22 protein-coding genes are annotated in these 17,651 nt (G+C 47.0%); 14 read left to right on the top strand and 8 right to left on the bottom strand.

Annotated features, from left to right (window positions below; all coding sequences use genetic code 11):
* Positions 1-74: 74 nt before the first annotated feature.
* Entirely contained in the window at positions 75-344 is a 270-nt protein-coding gene (locus tag ACYVE4_RS00395) for a hypothetical protein (protein WP_460994789.1), read from the bottom strand.
* Positions 345-970: 626 nt separating this feature from the next.
* Between ACYVE4_RS00395 and ACYVE4_RS00390 the strand changes: the two genes are divergently transcribed.
* From ACYVE4_RS00390 to ACYVE4_RS00380, 3 genes are all read left to right on the top strand, one after another.
* Positions 971-1,393 (top strand): hypothetical protein, encoded by a 423-nt coding sequence (locus ACYVE4_RS00390; protein WP_460994788.1) that lies wholly within the window; start codon positions 971-973, stop codon positions 1,391-1,393.
* 69 nt (positions 1,394-1,462) lie between these two features.
* Positions 1,463-1,966: a response regulator gene (locus ACYVE4_RS00385; RefSeq protein ID WP_460994787.1), complete on the top strand. Its 504-nt coding sequence runs from the start codon at positions 1,463-1,465 to the stop codon at positions 1,964-1,966.
* Positions 1,967-2,107: 141 nt separating this feature from the next.
* Positions 2,108-2,539, top strand: a complete 432-nt coding sequence (locus ACYVE4_RS00380; protein WP_460994786.1) for a response regulator — start codon at positions 2,108-2,110, stop codon at positions 2,537-2,539.
* Positions 2,540-2,783: 244 nt separating this feature from the next.
* Here the strand turns inward: ACYVE4_RS00380 and ACYVE4_RS00375 are convergent, their stop codons facing one another.
* Together ACYVE4_RS00375 and ACYVE4_RS00370 are read right to left on the bottom strand one after the other, a co-directional pair.
* Positions 2,784-4,247 carry a M48 family metalloprotease gene (locus tag ACYVE4_RS00375; RefSeq protein WP_460994785.1) on the bottom strand — a complete coding sequence of 488 codons (1,464 nt, stop codon included), beginning with the start codon at positions 4,245-4,247 and terminating at the stop codon, positions 2,784-2,786.
* Positions 4,248-4,505: 258 nt separating this feature from the next.
* Complete coding sequence (locus ACYVE4_RS00370) at positions 4,506-4,673, bottom strand: lmo0937 family membrane protein (protein ID WP_460994784.1); 168 nt, start codon at positions 4,671-4,673, stop codon at positions 4,506-4,508.
* 263 nt (positions 4,674-4,936) lie between these two features.
* Here ACYVE4_RS00370 and ACYVE4_RS00365 point away from each other — a divergent pair, with 263 nt between their 5' ends.
* Entirely contained in the window at positions 4,937-5,239 is a 303-nt protein-coding gene (locus ACYVE4_RS00365) for a hypothetical protein (protein ID WP_460994783.1), read from the top strand.
* Between the two features lie 260 nt (positions 5,240-5,499).
* Here ACYVE4_RS00365 and ACYVE4_RS00360 read toward each other — a convergent pair whose 3' ends face one another.
* From ACYVE4_RS00360 to ACYVE4_RS00340, 5 genes are all read right to left on the bottom strand, one after another.
* Positions 5,500-5,976: a hypothetical protein gene (locus ACYVE4_RS00360; protein ID WP_460994782.1), complete on the bottom strand. Its 477-nt coding sequence runs from the start codon at positions 5,974-5,976 to the stop codon at positions 5,500-5,502.
* A 171-nt stretch (positions 5,977-6,147) separates the two neighbouring features.
* On the bottom strand, positions 6,148-6,468 hold the full coding sequence (locus ACYVE4_RS00355) for a hypothetical protein (RefSeq protein WP_460994781.1): 321 nt from the start codon (positions 6,466-6,468) through the stop codon (positions 6,148-6,150).
* Between the two features lie 503 nt (positions 6,469-6,971).
* Entirely contained in the window at positions 6,972-7,292 is a 321-nt protein-coding gene (locus ACYVE4_RS00350; protein ID WP_460994780.1) for a hypothetical protein, read from the bottom strand.
* 31 nt (positions 7,293-7,323) lie between these two features.
* The gene (locus tag ACYVE4_RS00345; protein WP_460994779.1) at positions 7,324-7,686 is read right to left on the bottom strand and encodes a LytTR family transcriptional regulator DNA-binding domain-containing protein; all 363 of its coding nucleotides are present in this window, start codon (positions 7,684-7,686) and stop codon (positions 7,324-7,326) included.
* A 245-nt stretch (positions 7,687-7,931) separates the two neighbouring features.
* On the bottom strand, positions 7,932-8,366 hold the full coding sequence (locus ACYVE4_RS00340; protein ID WP_460994778.1) for a hypothetical protein: 435 nt from the start codon (positions 8,364-8,366) through the stop codon (positions 7,932-7,934).
* A 616-nt stretch (positions 8,367-8,982) separates the two neighbouring features.
* On the opposite strand from ACYVE4_RS00340, the gene ACYVE4_RS00335 reads away from it, so the two are divergent.
* The 10 genes from ACYVE4_RS00335 to ACYVE4_RS00290 all read left to right on the top strand — a co-directional run bounded on the left by ACYVE4_RS00335 (position 8,983) and on the right by ACYVE4_RS00290 (position 17,540).
* Complete coding sequence (locus ACYVE4_RS00335; protein WP_460994777.1) at positions 8,983-9,468, top strand: response regulator; 486 nt, start codon at positions 8,983-8,985, stop codon at positions 9,466-9,468.
* A gap of 328 nt (positions 9,469-9,796) precedes the next feature.
* A complete protein-coding gene (locus tag ACYVE4_RS00330) occupies positions 9,797-10,456 on the top strand; it encodes a DUF6766 family protein (RefSeq protein ID WP_460994776.1) in 660 nt (219 codons plus the stop codon).
* Positions 10,457-10,470: 14 nt separating this feature from the next.
* The gene (locus ACYVE4_RS00325; protein ID WP_460994775.1) at positions 10,471-11,199 is read left to right on the top strand and encodes a hypothetical protein; all 729 of its coding nucleotides are present in this window, start codon (positions 10,471-10,473) and stop codon (positions 11,197-11,199) included.
* A gap of 150 nt (positions 11,200-11,349) precedes the next feature.
* Positions 11,350-13,620 carry a hypothetical protein gene (locus ACYVE4_RS00320; RefSeq protein WP_460994774.1) on the top strand — a complete coding sequence of 757 codons (2,271 nt, stop codon included), beginning with the start codon at positions 11,350-11,352 and terminating at the stop codon, positions 13,618-13,620.
* A gap of 36 nt (positions 13,621-13,656) precedes the next feature.
* On the top strand, positions 13,657-14,412 hold the full coding sequence (locus ACYVE4_RS00315) for an SDR family oxidoreductase (protein WP_460994773.1): 756 nt from the start codon (positions 13,657-13,659) through the stop codon (positions 14,410-14,412).
* 93 nt (positions 14,413-14,505) lie between these two features.
* The gene (locus ACYVE4_RS00310; RefSeq protein ID WP_460994772.1) at positions 14,506-15,024 is read left to right on the top strand and encodes a DUF2231 domain-containing protein; all 519 of its coding nucleotides are present in this window, start codon (positions 14,506-14,508) and stop codon (positions 15,022-15,024) included.
* Positions 15,025-15,169: 145 nt separating this feature from the next.
* Positions 15,170-15,523 carry a hypothetical protein gene (locus tag ACYVE4_RS00305; RefSeq protein WP_460994771.1) on the top strand — a complete coding sequence of 118 codons (354 nt, stop codon included), beginning with the start codon at positions 15,170-15,172 and terminating at the stop codon, positions 15,521-15,523.
* Positions 15,524-15,559: 36 nt separating this feature from the next.
* A complete protein-coding gene (locus ACYVE4_RS00300) occupies positions 15,560-16,714 on the top strand; it encodes a zinc-dependent alcohol dehydrogenase (RefSeq protein ID WP_460994770.1) in 1,155 nt (384 codons plus the stop codon).
* Positions 16,715-16,725: 11 nt separating this feature from the next.
* A complete protein-coding gene (locus ACYVE4_RS00295) occupies positions 16,726-17,232 on the top strand; it encodes a hypothetical protein (RefSeq protein WP_460994769.1) in 507 nt (168 codons plus the stop codon).
* A gap of 38 nt (positions 17,233-17,270) precedes the next feature.
* The gene (locus ACYVE4_RS00290; protein ID WP_460994768.1) at positions 17,271-17,540 is read left to right on the top strand and encodes a hypothetical protein; all 270 of its coding nucleotides are present in this window, start codon (positions 17,271-17,273) and stop codon (positions 17,538-17,540) included.
* Positions 17,541-17,651: the final 111 nt, after the last annotated feature.

Raw genomic sequence — 17,651 nt, 5'->3', positions numbered from 1 at the left:
TTGAGAGTCGGTCAGTTTTGAGAACTGTTTGGTCATGGCTTTGCATTTTGGTCGATACAAAGTTGGCACGACTCTCAACCTTTCTCAATTCCCCAACACACTCTTAAGAGTTGTTGCCAGTCTGCCATTAAGTTATTGATGGCTGGTATGCAGGCGTTCCCATCGAAGGCATCTATCGGCAGGTTGATAGGCTTCCCATTATCTAGGAATTTTGCTTGGATAAGCTGGTCGCCCTGCTGAACAATATAATTTAAGACGTCAAAGCCTGTTTCTAACTCTACATTAAACAGGGAGAACAGACGGATATCACCTTGACGATTCATCACCGTAATCTTAAACATCATGAGTCCCCATAGCTCTAATTAATCCCTGTTGAAGAATAAATATATCTAACTTCTATTGAGAACGATTTTCTAAAAGTAGCTAAATAAAGTGATATAAGGGGTTGGTGTGTTTATCTATGGATGTGTGATTGCCATGAATGCCCTACCCGTTCAACATATAATGTTCTCATTATTGTCTACAGCCTATCTAGCTCCCGTTTTTTTTCAACATCCTTGATTTTCAAGGCATACCAATGCAAATCTCTTAGCCGTTCGGCCTCAAAGACTGTTTAGCAAAGCGTACTTTTCAAATGTGTGTATTGCTCAAGCCGTTGACCTCTGCCTTCCTGAACATGGATTGTGTTCACGCTTTGGAACCTAAAGTACGAAACGACATTAGGAGGGTTTATCAGACTATTTTCTGGCTATAGAAGTTGGCTAACACCGACGATAAAATCCACGCCCGCAGCTAATGCATTAAACCCCGGATGCATAATACAATCTATATCAATGATACCCGGTCGTTTTTTCCTGAGAATGTAGCCAGGTATCAATTGTAAGGGACTGTAACCAGTAGCCCTTATCAACTTGTACGACTTAATCTATACCTATGTGCGGTGTGAACTTGCCGTACAGTATCTCATTGAATGAACAAAACCGAGCATAATGCTAATCATCAGCCACCTAACTATCACCTAGAATTGCCCGCGCAATTCACTAGTTGGAATGGTTTTTATGATGAGTTGATCCGGTTGGATCGTATTCAGCCCGCAAATCCTATTGTACACATCAAACTCTTTAGGGCAGCTGATAGTATTAAAGAGGGCGATAGTATCTCTATCAACTTAACGTTTGAGCGCCAGCATATCGAGCGGATGTGTCTGGAAGAGTTTCGTCAACAGCGAGCCATGCAGGCCCGCTACATGTTGACCAGTCATCAGCTGGAGCACCTGATTGGAATCGTCAGCAACCAGGCGTCTCATTTAATGGATTGGGATTTGCTGGTCAAACTCAAAGAACTCTTGGTGTATCAGCAGCAACAGGAAAAACACCAGTCTTCATTCATATAGAACCCAGACAGCGGGGAATCTGTGGAACTTAACTGGAGAATTTGACTATATTTGTTAAACAAAGTCACCATGCCCTCTCTTCCATTACCTAGTGACCCTAGATTTCCGATACTGCTGGTCGAAGATGATCTGGCCACTATTGATGTGCTCCAACGCGCGGCTACTATATGCTTTCCAGAAGCAGATATTATCGCTATCACCACATTCGAAGAAGCGGTTGTTTATCTCTACAATTTGGAGGGGAAAGGACCTCGATTGATCCTACTGGATGTTTTCTTACCGGGTCAACGTACGGGCTTAGATTTTCTGCAACTGCTCAAAGCTCATCCGTTGGGGAAACTGCTCCCTGCTATCGTGCTGTCGAAAAGTGAAAACCTCAAGCACGTCAGAGAAGCCTATCGATTGGGGGCTGCTTCTTATTTTACAAAGCCGTTTTCGTTTCAGGGCTGGAAGCGACTGTTGTCGGATCTTCGCTTGTTTTGGTGTGAAACCGCGACGCTACCACAAACGTATTTCGAGAAACAGCAGGATATTTTTTCATCATCACCGTCTAACCCTGTCGGGAGGGGCTAATTTTTATATAAATTATCGAACGCAATACCGTTAGTAGCTCGGCAATGAGTAAGATGACTATACCAGTTACTTTCTCGATTCAGCTAGAGTCTGAACCTAACTCCCAGCAACCCCGTTAAAGGGTGTCTATGTCAATTCAATATGCCTCAATCCCATTCATTTTGTGTTATCGTGGTTGATGATGATGAGGATGATCGCTTCATGATTGATCAGGCCTTCCGCCAGTATAGCCCCGAGTGCCAGATTCAGTTGTTGGACAATGGGGCTGATCTGGTGAACAGCTTAGCTGGCTGGAGCAGCTTACCCAGCTTAATTCTGCTGGATTTAAATATGCCCCAAATGAACGGGTTCGAAACGCTGGTTTCTATCCGTCAGGAGTGCAGCAGTCAGCAATTACCTGTCGTAATTTTAACGACTTCATCCGAAGTTCAGGATCAGCAGCAAGCTTATGGCTTAAAGGCCAACGATTTTATCACCAAACCGGCCACGTTGAGTGGCTACCAAGAGATTGTTCTACGGCTGCGGCAAGATTGGCTGGTTGGCCGCTGTCAACCGCTAGCCTGTTTGTGTTAATCCATGAGGGATTTATTGGGTTGAACCTGTCGCTATCTGAGCTAGACAGGTTTTTATTTGACTATTTTTCCCAACTGACTAGTTGTCAACAATAGTTTGCCAATCTCAAAAAAACTCCCTCTGAGACGAAAAAAAGATTATGGATCGAATTGTAGGATCGAGCGATTCAGGCATAGTACGTTAGAGCAATGCTCAAACAGAATGTTTGGAAAATCGTAAACCACATAGTCTTAAAAGGAACTGTCTAGCGACTAATCAGCTTGATCAGTGTACCTTTTGTCACGCGATCATCAGCTTTAACTCCATTCAATATACCAACCTCTTCTACCCGGTTAGCTGGCATTCCCAACCCAGTTATTACCTCTCGAAACGAACCGTCGCGGGGGGCTGATTTTAAGACCACTCGTTCTGGTTTGCGATTGAGTTTATCAGGGTCGGTCAGCGAGCGGAAATTTTCGGCTACCTGCTTAAAAGTGCCAAAACTAGCCTTAAAATCAGTCGCGGCCGACAAGCCATGCAGCGCATAAATGGCATTGTTATACTGAATCAGCCAGGTACCAATCTGGAGAGCCGTTTTTGGGTCCTGCGGCTGACCCTGCTGCGGTTGTTGCTGCGAAATAAGTACGTAGGCCGGATTACCATTGATTGTCGCTTTACTGCTCTCCAATACATTCAAACTCAATTCTTTTACCAATTGCTGGGCCGCTTCGTCGAGTGAGTTTCCTTTCGCCAGCATCAATATCATCGCGGATTTACCGTCTTTAGCGGCCATTTGAAACTGGCTGGGTGAATTTTGAGACTGCCAGCCACTTGGTACGGGAAATTGAAACCGTAGTTCAGGATGATAGAAATAGCTGTTTTCCACGAAACCCTGCTTCGGATCTTCTCCATACAATATACCGTCGATCAGGCGTAGATACTGATCGCGATTTACCTGGTAAGAAGCGGGAGACTTAGTTTGGTAGTCTTTGGCCAGTTCATGTACGCGCGTGAAGCGATTCCCCGGATCAGGATGAGTCGACATAAACTGAGGTATGGCCTGTCCTGATTTGTCGGAAATGCGTTTAAGTGTTCCGAAGAAATCAGCCATCTGGCGGGCATCGTAGCCAATCTTACTGGAGTATTCTACACCGAGTTTATCGGATTCAGATTCGTGATCGCGACTATATTTAAGCGATAAAAGACCCAGACCCTGCTGGAGCGCTTCGATATTCTGACCGACAACCTGAGGAGCCAACACTGCCCCGCCAATGAGCGCGAGTGTGCTGAGCAACTGGCTTTTCTGCGAGCGGGCCGCATGCTTGGCCGTGATATGGCCGATTTCGTGGCCCAGTACACCCGCAAATTCTGCCTCATTGTTAAAATGCGCCAAAATGCCACGCGTGAAATAAACGTAGCCTCCTGGTACAGCAAAGGCATTCACAATGGGCGAATCAACAATGTAGAACTGATAGGGAAGATCGGGCCGATGCGACACGCTGGCCATTGCTTTTCCTTTTTCGTTCATAAATGCCTGAAGCTTTTTATCTTCATATAAGCCCATCGTAGCAATTACCGAAGGGTGTGACTCTTTGCCGATGGCAATTTCCTGCTCAGTCGACATCAGGCTAATTTCGCGCTTACCAGTAACCGGATTACGGGCGCAGCCCCAAATAAAGAGTAGAGATGTGGCAGCCAAAAAAAGTCTGCCGTAAACTAGTGTATACATGGTAGGAGAGGTAAAAAGTAAAAGCGCCGTTACCGGTAAGATACCCTAAGTTGATTCTGGTAACTTCCAGCAGATGGGTTAATGGCGCACTAGTCGTTTACCGTAATTTTGATATTGGTAGAACCTACGAATTGAATCCAATAGTCAAATCCCGGAGCAGGGATTACAGATGACTGTACCAAATCGAAACCTCCAAAAGAGCCAATCAGGCTGTAGTCTAGTGTGATTGGCTCTTTGATAGGTTAATTATTCTGTCGTTTAGACGCTTCTTCCTTGTATCAATCGCAAAATGATCGCGATCACCGCGATGACCAACAGAATATGAATGAGGCTACTGCCCGCAATACCTGCTCCTAAAACACCTAAGAAGCCGAGTAACCAAATAATAATCAGTACCACAGCGATGGTATACAACAAATTACCCATGAGTGAAATGTTAGTTAGTGAATACTGTCAATAACTCGCAATCACAGAGAATTGTTAAACAATTTAGTCATGAGTATTTTCCCTCAATCGAACCGGGTGACTGAAATCAACGAATGTTCTTAGGCAATGTGACAAACAAAAAGCCGTAAACAGTAGATATTCGGCACGAACTACCCAAAACAAATCACCTGGCTAAGTCGTTAGATGATCAGTTTAATTAACGCAGTGGGGGATAGTCTCCCATCCCATCAAACATAAACGCTATGAAAACGAACCTACTTTTATTGATTGCCCTTTGCGCAACATTAACCACCAGCACAGTAGCTCAGGATGGCCCGGCGGCTACACGGGCGGCTCGCAAAGAAAAAACCCGGGCAGATGTCAAACGCGTGGGTGATAAAGTCGAAACGGGTGTTGCCGATGGAGCGCACGCGGTGGGCACAGCTGGGAGAGCCACCGGCAAAGCAGTAGCCACTGGAGCGAAAGCCACGGGTCGGGCCGTTACCAAAGCGACCAAAGCCACGGGACGGGCCGTTAGTAAAACAACGAAAAAAGTAACTGACTAGGTGGTTGCTAATGTACACAGGATAGAAGAGATCGCTTAACCAAGCGATCTCTTTTTTGCTTTAATAGGAACAGTCGATTAGCTAAACATAGCTATTCTGTAAAAGTAGATGAACTGTACAATCAGCTGCTTTTAGGTCAGTTCGTAAAAAAATGGCAATCGCATTAGGCAGTTAAATAAGGCTGGACGCTGAATCTGAAATGACTGAAATCTATTGATTATCAGTCCAATAGTGATCGGTCTATCGTGCAAACGCGGTCATTAACTTATATAGAGAGATTTTCGAACGGAAGGCAGAAAAAGAAAACTCAGGATGATCAAGCTTATCAATGCATCAAGCATCTGATAAAGAGTACGAAAGCCAACCAGGGCGATTAGCATCATGGTCCATAGAAATAATAGCGCGGCCAAACCCACCGTCGCAACCCATACCCAGGGATAGCCGCTATCACCAATGAATGACTCAGCTAGCGACCACTTCATACGTGTTAGCATTGCGTAAGCAAGAAAAATGGGTGTCAACCCAAAGAAGACAAAAAGGAAGAAGCCAGGCAGAAAAAAATCGTGGATCAACCAGGCAAACACATCCGGCGAAATAGCCAGCCAGTGACCCGAGCGGTCTGTCATCAGCTGCCACCCCCCCTGCATCCCACCGATAGAAAGAATGCCTAAGCAAATAAGTAAACCGTAAAATGATACCGATCGCGTCTGATTTGTTGACGCGTGTGCACTACTCATAACTGGCAATGTCTGGTTAGATAGTGACGACCTGAGTTCAATGCAATCATAAAGCAATGGAAGGTATACATTCAAATCAAATGATTGACAAAAAACGCAGTCAATTAACTGCGTTTTTTAAGCAATTATACTCTATATAACAACTCCTCAATAAAAAATGAGCTAATTTACTTAATCTACGCCAGCCGCCTTTTTGGTCTTATGTTTGGCTACAGCTTTGAGTTCTTTCGCTTCACTTTTCATTTCCTTCTTATGGGCGTGTTCCATTTTTCGATCCGCTTTCGCCTTGCGTGTGCTGGGGTCCGATACGCCTGCAATTTCCAGGCCTTTGCCCGTAGCTGCGTTCGATCGTAACTCATTGGCCTTGGCGGCTTTCTTTTCGGCTTTCTGCTCTTTTTTCTCCGCCTTGGCTTCCTGAGTGGCTTGTGCGTAAGTGGTTTGGGCAGCGGTCAGCATAGCGATGACGGAGGCTGCTAAGATGATCTTTTTCATAACACATGTCTAGTTTAGTGAATTAAAATACTTACTGATTGGTACACGTAAATATACTTAACATGTTGAATTGTGTTTTTGTTTTCAGGTTTGACTTAAAAGGAGCCTTCTTTTTTGGATACCCAAATAAAAATCAGTCGTGTTCTAAAGGTCTCCGATATCGGTCGCTAAGGATGTGCGGGCCGTTGCCTCCGAGCTCAGGGCAAACGGGCTTTCATCGGGAACAATACCGAATTAATTACTATGCAACCAGAACGGCGTGTTGAGTTTGGTGGCTGTATAAAGCCAACCTCGGTTTGGTAGCACCATTGTCGCTGTGTTTGAGCCATATTAGATAAAAACGTCATGCAAAAAAATAAGCCAAAAAGCGTAGAGGTAATGGGCGTAGTCGAATCAGGAAAAAGGTTGGTGCTGAAAAGGACTTCAGCACCAACGGATCGTGAATGGTGAGTGTAATTATTCTTAAATAGATCAGTAGGGCGACCAGGTAACCAACTGCCCGACTAGCGCCATGTTATTGGCCGTTTGATTGGCCGTGTCGGTTTTGTAAACCAGCCCGGCAATGGTGTAGTAGCCCCAACTTTCGTAGATCCGGGTAACCGGTAATCAGGTGACCGAACAGACTTTAGTTTGACCTGGATGAACCGAAAAGCCAGGTAGCAATAGGCAATAATGACCACTGATTCCAGGACAAGTGCTAAAGGCTGGCGTTCATAGTGACCTAGTTGCATCGCTTGATACCAGTCAATCAGCACCCAGCAATAACTAACAAAGCCAAGTAGACCGGCCAGCATGATACTCATTGTTAACAGGGATTGTCTCATGATCCAATCGGTTTAGAGCTCGAGGCTATGATTAGTGTAAGTGAATTTGATAATGCCTTAATTTCAGCAAAACAGGGTCAATGCGTCGGCGGGATACCTTCACAATTTGTTTATTGGGCAGACTAACCTCCAGCGTCTTTGCATTGAAATAATCCAAGGCTTGGACAAAACAGGGGTTAATCAAATCGGACTTATGAACCCGTACAAAGTCAGGTAACAACTCTTCGAACCACTTCAGACTTTTAGCTACCAGCATGGGCTTATTGGGCGCCTGTAGGTGTAGCCAGGTATAATTGCCAAACCCTTGTAAACGAATAATTCTATTCAGCAGAATTGGTCTTTCGTAACCGGGTATTTTAATAGACACGTCGATTGGATTGGCAATAGGAGCCATACTAGAACAAGTAGAAATAACGGATTAATAGAATGTACAGACACTTACTCCAACAGATCGAATCTGCGGATACAGGGTGAAGTACGCTGGGAAACTCAGGCTCAACCGGTCGACTCGATACGCCAACCCGAAGCAAATGCTCGTTAAAGCGCAGCCCTACGAAACCATTTAGCTAATCGGGAAGTACGAGTACTCAAGTGGTTATCCAGAGTAGAACAGTAAATCAGAAAAGAGGAAGGAACGACTCAGAGCCGCCAGATGTCATGTAATACTTGCAAACGCCTGCGTTTAAGGCATTTATAGGTATAAAAGGGCAGTGGAGCCAAAACCAGAGCTAACAATCCGGCAGCCGGCAAGGCAAGCGGAGTTTTAGGTAATGCAATTGGTGGAGCGACGGCCTGGATTTTCCGGTAATCAACTACGGCTGGTTTGGGTGATTGAAGGGAGGTAGAGAGAACATACGTATCATAGACATCACCAAAAGTATCTCCAGTTTCCCCCAGGTCAATTTCCAGGGCGGCACAGGTATAAAAAATGGCTACGATAAGTGCGGTGAATTGAATCATTACCTGACGAATCGAGCCTGTTGACATTGCTACTGAGTTAAGCCAGGAACGCAAAAAAGCAAGGCTGTTCTGGGTAGTATGCATAGGAGCGCACAAGAGGGCAGAATGAAACATAGACCAGGCGTAAATTAAATTGACAGCAGATATTCGTTCAGTCATGAATTGGGAAGTATACTTAGATGAAGTATTTTCTACAACACAGCTACATCAACACAATTTCATGACTAACAAAACAATTACGTTTGAGTAAACTAAAGGACCATCAATTGGGGAGGCTGGCTAGATGGTCACTCTAGTGACAAAAGGTTTGCCAATATTTTATTTCAGATACTTCTTTAGGTGAGTTTTGCCTCTAAATACGATCATCAAAGGCCTATAGACCCATTTTCAAATGTTATTACATCAATGTATCCTGGAAAATAACATAATGACATACTAATTCTAGAAGACTAGTATATTTTTCCTGATGTAGAATATATTCTACAGGCTTGGGGAGATGACTATTCAGTGGACATAATTAATGAATTTTTAATGAGTCCAAATTAACCACCAAGGCTATACGTTATATAATCTATGGTGCATCCTCGTACGGTCCGTGTGCTTTTCCGTTATGCTGAAGGAAGCCACTGAGAATAGTTACCGTGTCTACAAAGTGTGTTTCTATCCTTCGTCCGCTTAATCAATATTACTTAGAGCGAGTTAATAGAGTACACTAACTTCCCTAACAGTAATGAAAAGCACCTACAAAGGCACAAACGCTAATTTTAAAAGCGCTAAAATACTTGTCGTTGACGATAATGACGATCAATGGGCCATCATGCAAGGAGCCATGCGGCAGTTCCTTAGTGAGGTAATGGTCCAGCGAGTTGCTACAATCAACCAGGCGATGACCTTACTCGAGGAGTGGTATGGGCAGGAGTGGGAAGTTCCCAAACTGATTTTGCTGGACCTTTATTTACCCCGAAGTGCTGATGGCTTTCAGTTGCTTAAGCAAATTAAAGCTATGCCTAAACAGTACAGTCGAATTCCGATTGTGATGCTTACCTCCTCTGACGTGAGTGACGATATCGAGGAGGCCTATCAGTTCGGTATCTCCGCTTATATGATTAAACCTACCGAGTTCGCTGATTGGGAGACGTTGTTCCAGCAGTTACGCGCCTACTGGTGGGAGACCGTCACGCTGCCCCCGGTCCAGTATGATTTTTATATGCGCTAATTGAAAGCCCCGTCTTTTTGTACCCAACAAGGCCCTTGTATTACCATATTGTTGGAAAGCCACTTCGTCCGTTATGACCCAATTTTTGTAGTAGGTATAAGCTATTTGCCACTACAATGGTCAATGAAATTATACATTCAGCCTAATGGTAGCCTAATACTTGGTAGTTGAGCATACAGTCTGCTGAATTGCCAATTCGCCAAGCCTTGCGTCGCTGAACCAAACGGACCGTTTGCCAGCAACTGCCCGATAGCCTAAACAAACTTCTGATAGATGGGTTACAGCTAGTCAACAAAACCAGTCAAGTGATAAGCACACTCGTTGATTCATGAAGAAGTTTCTGCGTGAGAATGGTCTTTCACTCACACTCACTAGCATCACATTAATAACCTTAGGCGGCCAGATTATTGTAGGCTGGCACGAGTTCAACAACGAACTAAGTGATTACGGGCAACCCGCTATTTCATTAGGATCTTATTTAACCAGCGGACATTGTATAGAAGCCGTTTTTGAAAACTGGGAAAGTGAGTTTTTACAAATGGGCCTGTATGTACTGCTGACCGTTTCGCTCTACCAGAAAGGGTCGTCTGAATCCAAAAGCCTTTCGGAAACCGAGCCCGTAGACCGAATTCCTAACCCCAAACGCAAAGGGGCTCCCTGGCCAGTCAGGCGGGGTGGTTTGGTGCTGAAACTTTATCAGAATTCACTCAGTATCGCGTATTTTCTGCTGTTCTTGCTTTCGTTTCTGTTACACGCCATTGGTGGAATGAAAGAATACAACACCGAACAAATCCTGAAAGGAAAGAGCGAACAACTGTCGCTGGGTGAGTTTATGGCGACCAGCGACTTCTGGTTTCAGTCGCTGCAAAACTGGCAAAGCGAGTTTCTGTCCGTACTCTCGATTGTGGTTTTAACGATCTTCTTACGACAGAAAGGGTCGCCGGAATCCAAACCAGTCGATGCCCCTAACAACGAAACCGGCGAGTAAGCTATCTAAAAGTCATGATGCGTTTTTCCTTTCCAAAAATGCTGTCGCTTGGGTGCCTGCTAGGCATGGGACTAAGTAGCTACGCCCAACAAACCATCTTCAACGTTCCCGATTCGGATGTTACGCCGAAAGGAAAACCACTCGCTCAGCAGCAGGTCGATCTTAGCCAGGAAGAAATCCGATCAATGACCACCTTTGATTACGGGCTGGGTCGTAACTGGGAAGTCGGGCTAAACCTGTACAATGTGGATTACCTGCCCGATCAGCATACCTGGCAACGCAACGATACGACCCTGCAGATGCCCTATGCACCTTTGTTGCTGATCAATGCGCAGAAAACGGTTGAACTGACGGATCAACTACACCTGGGAATTGGTGGTCAAACGGGACTAAATTTATTCCCAACGGAACATAGTTCATGGGTAGGCTGGGGGTATTTGAATCTGGGCGGAAGCTTTGCTGATGACCATTACCAAACCGTGGTAGGAGCGTATGCTGGAAACGCGCCGTATCTGGGAGCCGGATCAACGATCGGTTTCCATATGGGTGTTGATGCGGGTATCTGGTATGAACACCTACATCTACTAGGCGACTGGGCTACCGGAACGCACGAATATGGGCAGTTGGTGCTGGGTTTGGAAGTGTATCTGCAAAAGCATCTTCCGTTGGCCGTTGGTTGGCGTCGTTCAAATCAGGATGGTAGCCAGGGGCTGGTTGTGCAACTGACTTACACGCCGAAGTAATTTCTCGAAAAAGGGGATTTTCTGTTTTGAATGCCCTAATGCAGAAGCCAAAAATAAGCAGACCGTTATCTTATTTTTTCACGCGCCCATTCGACGACTCAAGCTATCGTTGGTTAAGAATTGACTTAATCTACCATCACCTGAATCAAAATGGCAACCGTCGAAAAACCTATTTATTGGCAACCGTTCATCAAAGCAGGACAAACGTCGCAGTGGGTTAGTGGTCTGAAAGAGCATTTGAAGCAAGCCAGCCATGTCCACGACGTTTCCTGGCAATTGGATCGGGGGAAGCTACAAACCTGTCTGACACCCAATTCATTCTGGATTGTTTACACATTTGCTACCGGTGGAAAGCTGGCCATACGTACCTGTTTCGATCCGCAAACCGTTCACGGTGTTACCCTTCACAAGCAAACCGACACCTCGGCGGAATACCAGATCAATGGATCGCTGGGACGTTTTCGGGTTACCATAGAACGGTGTGCGGATGAACGGATGGGGTTTCGGTATACGACATTTCTTAAACCGCAGCAGGATTTTACCATACAGGCGTTTCCCCGCGATGTGTACGTACTCGATGAGCAGGGCGATCCGACAAACACCGAGGGGATGCTCTACGTAACCCAGAGCGGTCCTACGGCTGGATTAGCTTACTGGTCGGTTACTAAACCGATTGAAGGAACGATCCTGTATTTTCAGAATCTGACGGCCCTGAACGCGTACTGCGAGATGACGCACACCGACCCATCGGGAAGCGTAACGGCTCAGTGGCCCGAGATTGGGTTTTCGCTACCGTCCGCTGAACAGCCGCTGAAAGCCCGCAAAGAAATTACGCTGTCGGATGCCTTTCTGTATGTCCGCGAAACCATACCCGAATCGGAATTTGAAGCCGCCGACGTTTTTCTGGAGGCAATGGCTTCCATTTATAAGCAGTTGCCCAAGCCAGATACCATTTATTATGACTGGCCCAAAGCCGCGAAACGTACGATAAAAGCCTTAGTTGAATCGCCCGACTGTGGCCGGCGAATCAAGAATAATTTCTATGTCAACGCTTACGTTAGCGCTACGCAAAAACCCCCCGAAAGCATGGTGCAACTGGCCATTCTGGTGCCCTTGTGGGAATATCAGCAATGGGTAGGTCAGGAGATTCCGTTAGTGGCTCAATTGCACAAAAATCTCTCGACTTTTTACGACGAGAACAGGTCGACACTCATGCGTTGGCTTCCGGGCGAACCCTTTGGCAAAGAGGAAACGAGCGAAGAAGAAGATCCTGCCAAAATTGACTCCTGGTATCTGCTGCATACGTTGATGAATTTGTGCCGGTTGGCCGAAATTGGCGATACAGAAGCTAAAGAGCTGCTGTTTCGCTCACTGGAGTTTGTGATTACGGCTGCTCATCAATTCGGATACAATTGGCCAGTCTTTTACGATAGCCGAAATCTGGAAATCATTAAAGCCGAGACCAGTGAAGGGCGGGGAGGAGAGATCGATGTAGCGGGTTTGTATACGCACGTTATGCTTCAGGCCTATGAGCTGAGTCGAGATCCTCGCTATCTGGAAGAAGCGCAACTATCGGCTGAACGGCTTCGGGGGAAAGGCTTTGACTTGCTTTATCAGTCCAATATCACCCTAATGAGTGCCTTGACCCTGGCGAAACTTTGGAAGGTTACGGGCAACCGCCTGTATTTCGATATGAGTCGGCTCAGCATTGCCAATATCATTGCCCGGATGTGGGTCTGGGAGTGCACATTCGGATTTGGGAAAGAGCGCAGCACTTTTATGGGGGTTGCTCCGCTTCGGGATGCTCCTTATCTGGCGGCTTATGAAGAAGCCGAAATTATGGCGACCATGCTCAACTACCTGAAAGAGGTAAGTCTCGATGTGCCGGAGCCGGTTCGGGTATTTTTTTCGGAATTTACCAAGTATTTACTCCATCGGGGCCGGTATTATTTCCCGTCCGAAATGTCAGCCGACATGCTAAGTCAGGAACCCCGCGAAGGTCGGAGCATCCCCGATTTACCCATTCCGGTAGAAGATATATCGACAGGCTGGAAACAGGTCGGTACGGTTGGCCAGGAGGTGTACGGAGGAGCACTGGCTTACATTCTGGCTACATATTCGTATAAACGATTTAACGATGTTCCCGTCATTATCTACTGCGAATATCCTGTTTATCAGGCTGAATATCAGCTTCTAGACGAACAACGTGGCTACGCTGTTCTGCGGTTGAGCGGCACGGCTGATTATACCTGCCGCGTGCGGTTAATAACGGCGGGTCGGCAGTTGCCAGATGTGCTGCTTATGGATGAAGACGATCCAACCCGAAAGCCGTTCGAACCTACGGAACAAACGAACCAATATCAGGAGTATCAGGTCAAAGGCTCCCTTCGGCTACGAGTCGAATGGTCGAAAAAAGAGTAAGTAAATCATCTATAAATCAACTAATCAATCAACGTTATGGAACAGCCAAACCCACACACCGCTGTTGAATCACTGACGGATAAGCGAATTCTGATTACCGGGGGCACTACGGGCATTGGTCGGGCTATTGCCATTCTTCTGGGTTCCTACGGGGCCAGGATTTTCACGTTCGGACGGCATCAGGAACAGTTGGATGACGTACTCGCAGCCGTTCGGGAAACGGGTAGCCAGGCCGAAGGGATAGTAGCCGATAGCGCCAAAGCCGACGATATTCAGCGCGTTTTTCAGCAAGTCGACCAAACGCTGGGTGGATTGGATATTCTAATCAATTGTGCTGCACTCGCTGCGGATTCAATCGATAAGATGGCGGATTCAGATTGGCGTTACGTCATCGAAACTAACTTGATGGGCTATCTGGCAGCCACAAAAGAAGCGCTGAATCGAATGAAACCGCAGCAAAGAGGACATATTGTACTGGTAGGTTCGATGAGTGCCGATGTGCGGGAGGAAGGTAGTTCGGTCTACGTAGCCACGAAGTCGGCGATTCAGGGATTTGCCGAAAGTTTACGGAAAGAAGTAAATAAAGAAGGCATCAAAGTGAGTCTGGTCGAACCGGGGGCTGTGGGGTCGGATATGCAGGAAACAACGACGGACGAAGAACGCGAGCGTCAGCAGAAAGGCGATATGCTGCGGGCGGAAGACATTGCCGTTTGTGTGCATTATATTCTGACGCAGCCCCAGCGATGCGATGTTGTTTCGGTACAAATACGTCCGCATTTGCAGCTTATTTAAATGCCGATCCTGGCTATCATCCCTTTTCCTAACTATCCCGGAGCCCTTCTAACCCTGAAATCCGCTCATCCGTTAACTCATAAAACGAAAGGCATGGAAAGTAAAGTAAAACTGGCGGGTCATCCGGCCCACCCAATTCTGATTGTATTTCCGCTGGGGCTGTTGGCTACCTCAGTCATTTTCGATGGGATATACCTACTGAACAGCAACGAAGATATGGTTCTGGTATCGTATTGGATGATAACGGCTGGTATTCTAGGGGGAGCGGTAGCCGCGGTTCCTGGCTGGGTCGACTGGTTCGCTATTCCGGCCTATACGCGCGCCAAACGAATTGGGCTTATCCATGGTCTGGGCAATGTGCTGGTCTTACTACTGTTTGCTGTAAGTTGGCTTTCACGCAATGAACAGCCTGACTATCAACCACCGATACTAGCGATGATCTGTTCAGGCCTGGCCTTTTTGCTGGCAGGTCTGACTGGCTGGCTGGGCGGTGAACTGGTTGATCGGCTGGGCGTGGGTGTTGACGATGATGTAAACCTGAATGCCCCCAGTTCCCTCTCCGGTCGACCAGCTGCCGGGCCTGCCATTAGCAACAGGCCGCATCAGGCATAAACGGTAGAGGCTACGAGCGTTTTCCCTTGCGGCCTAGCTTTGAAAGAAGGACCATTTCCTTATTCTATCAATGATTTTCAGTCAGTACGAGCTAACCAATGTTAGGTTAGCATACGTCATAGTACCTATACTCAATTGCTCAACGATGAAAAAATCCATAAGTATCCTTAGCGTGCTTTTGCTGGCAGCACCCGTCAGCCTCTGGGCTCAATCGGGCGGAGCGGCAAAAGGGCAAGCAGCCGCTTCGCCAGTGAATGCGGCTCCAAAAGCTAACTCTAGCCAACTGGAAGGAAAGGGCGTTCCTTACCCGAAAAACAAGACGGCCAAACGTCCGGTATCCAACAAACCGGTGCCCCCTTCATCGGTTGGTACTGAGCCAGATCCAGCCGCCAGAGCCGAAGGGAAAATTTCCCAAGGGGCACATGGTGTCCAGCGCGATCAGCGAGCCGACTTCAAGGCCACTAAAAAACCTGGTAGTCAATCAAAGGGCAAGCAATAATCTGGAAATCTAACTCACGCTAGACACGTACTCTCTATGTTAGCTATGAATTACCGAGGCCCCCGGCGGGTCCGCATCGATTCGAAACCTTATCCCGAAATCAAACATCCCGAGGACGCCATTGTGCGGGTAACGCGTTCCTGCATTTGTGGATCGGATTTGCACTTATACAACGGCAACGTGCCCGATACGCGTGTCGGCTCAACCTTCGGCCATGAGTTTATCGGCGTGGTAGAAGAGATTGGACCCGACGTTCAGAAAATAAAAGTGGGGGATGCCGTACTGGTTCCGTTCAACATCGCTTGTGGTAAATGTTCGTTCTGTCAGCAGGGTTTGTATGGCAATTGCCACGAATCCAATCCGCAGGCCACGGCTGTAGGCGGTATCTTCGGGTACTCTCATACGGCGGGCGGCTTCGACGGGGGTCAGGCTGAATACGTGCGGGTACCGTATGCGAATATCGGTCCTACCGTTATTCCGCCAGGGATGGATCATGATGATGCCGTCCTGCTCACCGACGTAGTACCAACCGGTTATCAGGCCGCCGAAATGGCTGGCATTCAGCCCGGCGATACAGTTGTAGTATTTGGGGCTGGTCCTGTAGGGATTATGGCTGCGCGCTGTTCCTGGTTGTTTGGAGCCGGTCGGGTTATTGTGATCGATCAGCTCGATTACCGGCTGGAGTTCGTCAAAAATTATGCGCCCTGCGAAGCCTACAATTTTAAAGAAATGGACGACCCGGTCTTATTTATCAAGAAAATGACCGACTGGATGGGGGCTGATGTCTGTATCGATGCCGTAGGGGCAGAAGCCGCCGGTAGCGCTTTACAAACCATTACCGGACGTAAATTATTGATTCAGGCAGGCTCGGCGACAGCTCTTCACTGGGCTATCAATTCCGTCAAAAAAGGCGGCATTGTTTCAATTGTGGGTGTATACGGGCCAACGGATAACCTGGTCCCCATTGGCAACGTCGTGAACAAAGGCATTACGATTCGAGCCAACCAGGCTTCGGTAAAACGATTGCTGCCCCGACTCATTGAGCACGTTCAGAACGGTGTACTGAACCCTAAAGCCCTGATCACGCACCGGGTACCGCTGGAAGAGATCGCTGACGCGTATAACATCTTCGCCAACAAGCTCGACAACTGTATTAAACCCGTTCTTATTCCGCCCTCGGCCCGAAGCTAAACAGACCTATTATGGAAACGAAAGAAACGTTAGCAAAAAACTATTCGCATATTCTGGGCTGGGGGATCGACGCTGATCCGAAAAACGATCCAACGTATCCTATAAAGGATCGGACTGATGCCGAGCAGAAAGGCTATACCTGGGATCGGCCAATCCAGCAGCCCATTGATGTTGAGGTGCTTCACTCCAACGAACGACCCAATGTAAGTGCGGTTTTCGGCACATCTTCACCACCATCTGGACTTAGTGGGCAAATTCGTCGGTTTGCCTTTCGATTCAGCGAATCGGAATACGGTCACTGGTTGCCGTTGTTACTGGCTGATCGCGTCAATATGGTGGAGGGGCTTATCGATGACTTTAAGCAGGGTCGCATTCCGAACATTTTTGCAGAAAAGGGCATGAAAGCGGAGTGGAAATACAACCGAAAAGGCTTAATCCAGCAAGCCGTTATCGGAGCCGTTGTGGCCACTGTCGTCTTCAAGCTCTTATCCGGAAAGAAACGTCCACAGGACGATTAGACAATATTAATTCAATACTCAATTTAATCAGTTCATTTATGGCAACGTTAGAAAACATCAATCCCGAACACAAAGAAGGCCCTGTCGCCAAAGCCATTGAAAAACAGACCGCTAAACTGCCATCCGATATATTTTTATGGGCAGCTCTCGCTTCAATGGGTGTTTCCGCTTATCTGCAAGCCACCAGCGACCGCCGAGTTAGCTTGTTTGTCGGCCAGTGGGCGGCTCCCTTCCTGTTGCTTGGCATATACAATAAGCTGGTCAAATTGGAAGGCAGCGATTCGACCGAATCGAATAAAGGCAAGTAATAGCCTGCCAGCGTTACAAAACTAAGTTCCATCAAAACCCTCGATCATCGAAAACGGATTGGGGGTTTTGTATATACACTGATTTTTCAATCGCAGGATTTGATACTGGCT

It is taken from the genome of Spirosoma harenae, from assembly GCF_054776975.1.
The sequence above is the reverse complement of the archived record's forward strand: the minus strand, read 5'-3'. Positions and strand labels throughout refer to the sequence as shown.

Excerpts from the sequence above, each read along its gene's own strand:
- ACYVE4_RS00395 (WP_460994789.1), bottom strand. The coding sequence starts at position 344 with ATGATGTTTAAGATTACGGTGATGAATCGTCAAGGTGATATCCGTCTG.
- ACYVE4_RS00390 (WP_460994788.1), top strand. The coding sequence starts at position 971 with ATGAACAAAACCGAGCATAATGCTAATCATCAGCCACCTAACTATCAC.
- ACYVE4_RS00385 (WP_460994787.1), top strand. The coding sequence starts at position 1,463 with ATGCCCTCTCTTCCATTACCTAGTGACCCTAGATTTCCGATACTGCTG.
- ACYVE4_RS00380 (WP_460994786.1), top strand. The coding sequence starts at position 2,108 with ATGCCTCAATCCCATTCATTTTGTGTTATCGTGGTTGATGATGATGAG.
- ACYVE4_RS00375 (WP_460994785.1), bottom strand. The coding sequence starts at position 4,247 with ATGTATACACTAGTTTACGGCAGACTTTTTTTGGCTGCCACATCTCTA.
- ACYVE4_RS00370 (WP_460994784.1), bottom strand. The coding sequence starts at position 4,673 with ATGGGTAATTTGTTGTATACCATCGCTGTGGTACTGATTATTATTTGG.
- ACYVE4_RS00365 (WP_460994783.1), top strand. The coding sequence starts at position 4,937 with ATGAAAACGAACCTACTTTTATTGATTGCCCTTTGCGCAACATTAACC.
- ACYVE4_RS00360 (WP_460994782.1), bottom strand. The coding sequence starts at position 5,976 with ATGAGTAGTGCACACGCGTCAACAAATCAGACGCGATCGGTATCATTT.
- ACYVE4_RS00355 (WP_460994781.1), bottom strand. The coding sequence starts at position 6,468 with ATGAAAAAGATCATCTTAGCAGCCTCCGTCATCGCTATGCTGACCGCT.
- ACYVE4_RS00350 (WP_460994780.1), bottom strand. The coding sequence starts at position 7,292 with ATGAGACAATCCCTGTTAACAATGAGTATCATGCTGGCCGGTCTACTT.
- ACYVE4_RS00345 (WP_460994779.1), bottom strand. The coding sequence starts at position 7,686 with ATGGCTCCTATTGCCAATCCAATCGACGTGTCTATTAAAATACCCGGT.
- ACYVE4_RS00340 (WP_460994778.1), bottom strand. The coding sequence starts at position 8,366 with ATGTTTCATTCTGCCCTCTTGTGCGCTCCTATGCATACTACCCAGAAC.
- ACYVE4_RS00335 (WP_460994777.1), top strand. The coding sequence starts at position 8,983 with ATGAAAAGCACCTACAAAGGCACAAACGCTAATTTTAAAAGCGCTAAA.
- ACYVE4_RS00330 (WP_460994776.1), top strand. The coding sequence starts at position 9,797 with ATGAAGAAGTTTCTGCGTGAGAATGGTCTTTCACTCACACTCACTAGC.
- ACYVE4_RS00325 (WP_460994775.1), top strand. The coding sequence starts at position 10,471 with ATGATGCGTTTTTCCTTTCCAAAAATGCTGTCGCTTGGGTGCCTGCTA.
- ACYVE4_RS00320 (WP_460994774.1), top strand. The coding sequence starts at position 11,350 with ATGGCAACCGTCGAAAAACCTATTTATTGGCAACCGTTCATCAAAGCA.
- ACYVE4_RS00315 (WP_460994773.1), top strand. The coding sequence starts at position 13,657 with ATGGAACAGCCAAACCCACACACCGCTGTTGAATCACTGACGGATAAG.
- ACYVE4_RS00310 (WP_460994772.1), top strand. The coding sequence starts at position 14,506 with ATGGAAAGTAAAGTAAAACTGGCGGGTCATCCGGCCCACCCAATTCTG.
- ACYVE4_RS00305 (WP_460994771.1), top strand. The coding sequence starts at position 15,170 with ATGAAAAAATCCATAAGTATCCTTAGCGTGCTTTTGCTGGCAGCACCC.
- ACYVE4_RS00300 (WP_460994770.1), top strand. The coding sequence starts at position 15,560 with ATGTTAGCTATGAATTACCGAGGCCCCCGGCGGGTCCGCATCGATTCG.
- ACYVE4_RS00295 (WP_460994769.1), top strand. The coding sequence starts at position 16,726 with ATGGAAACGAAAGAAACGTTAGCAAAAAACTATTCGCATATTCTGGGC.
- ACYVE4_RS00290 (WP_460994768.1), top strand. The coding sequence starts at position 17,271 with ATGGCAACGTTAGAAAACATCAATCCCGAACACAAAGAAGGCCCTGTC.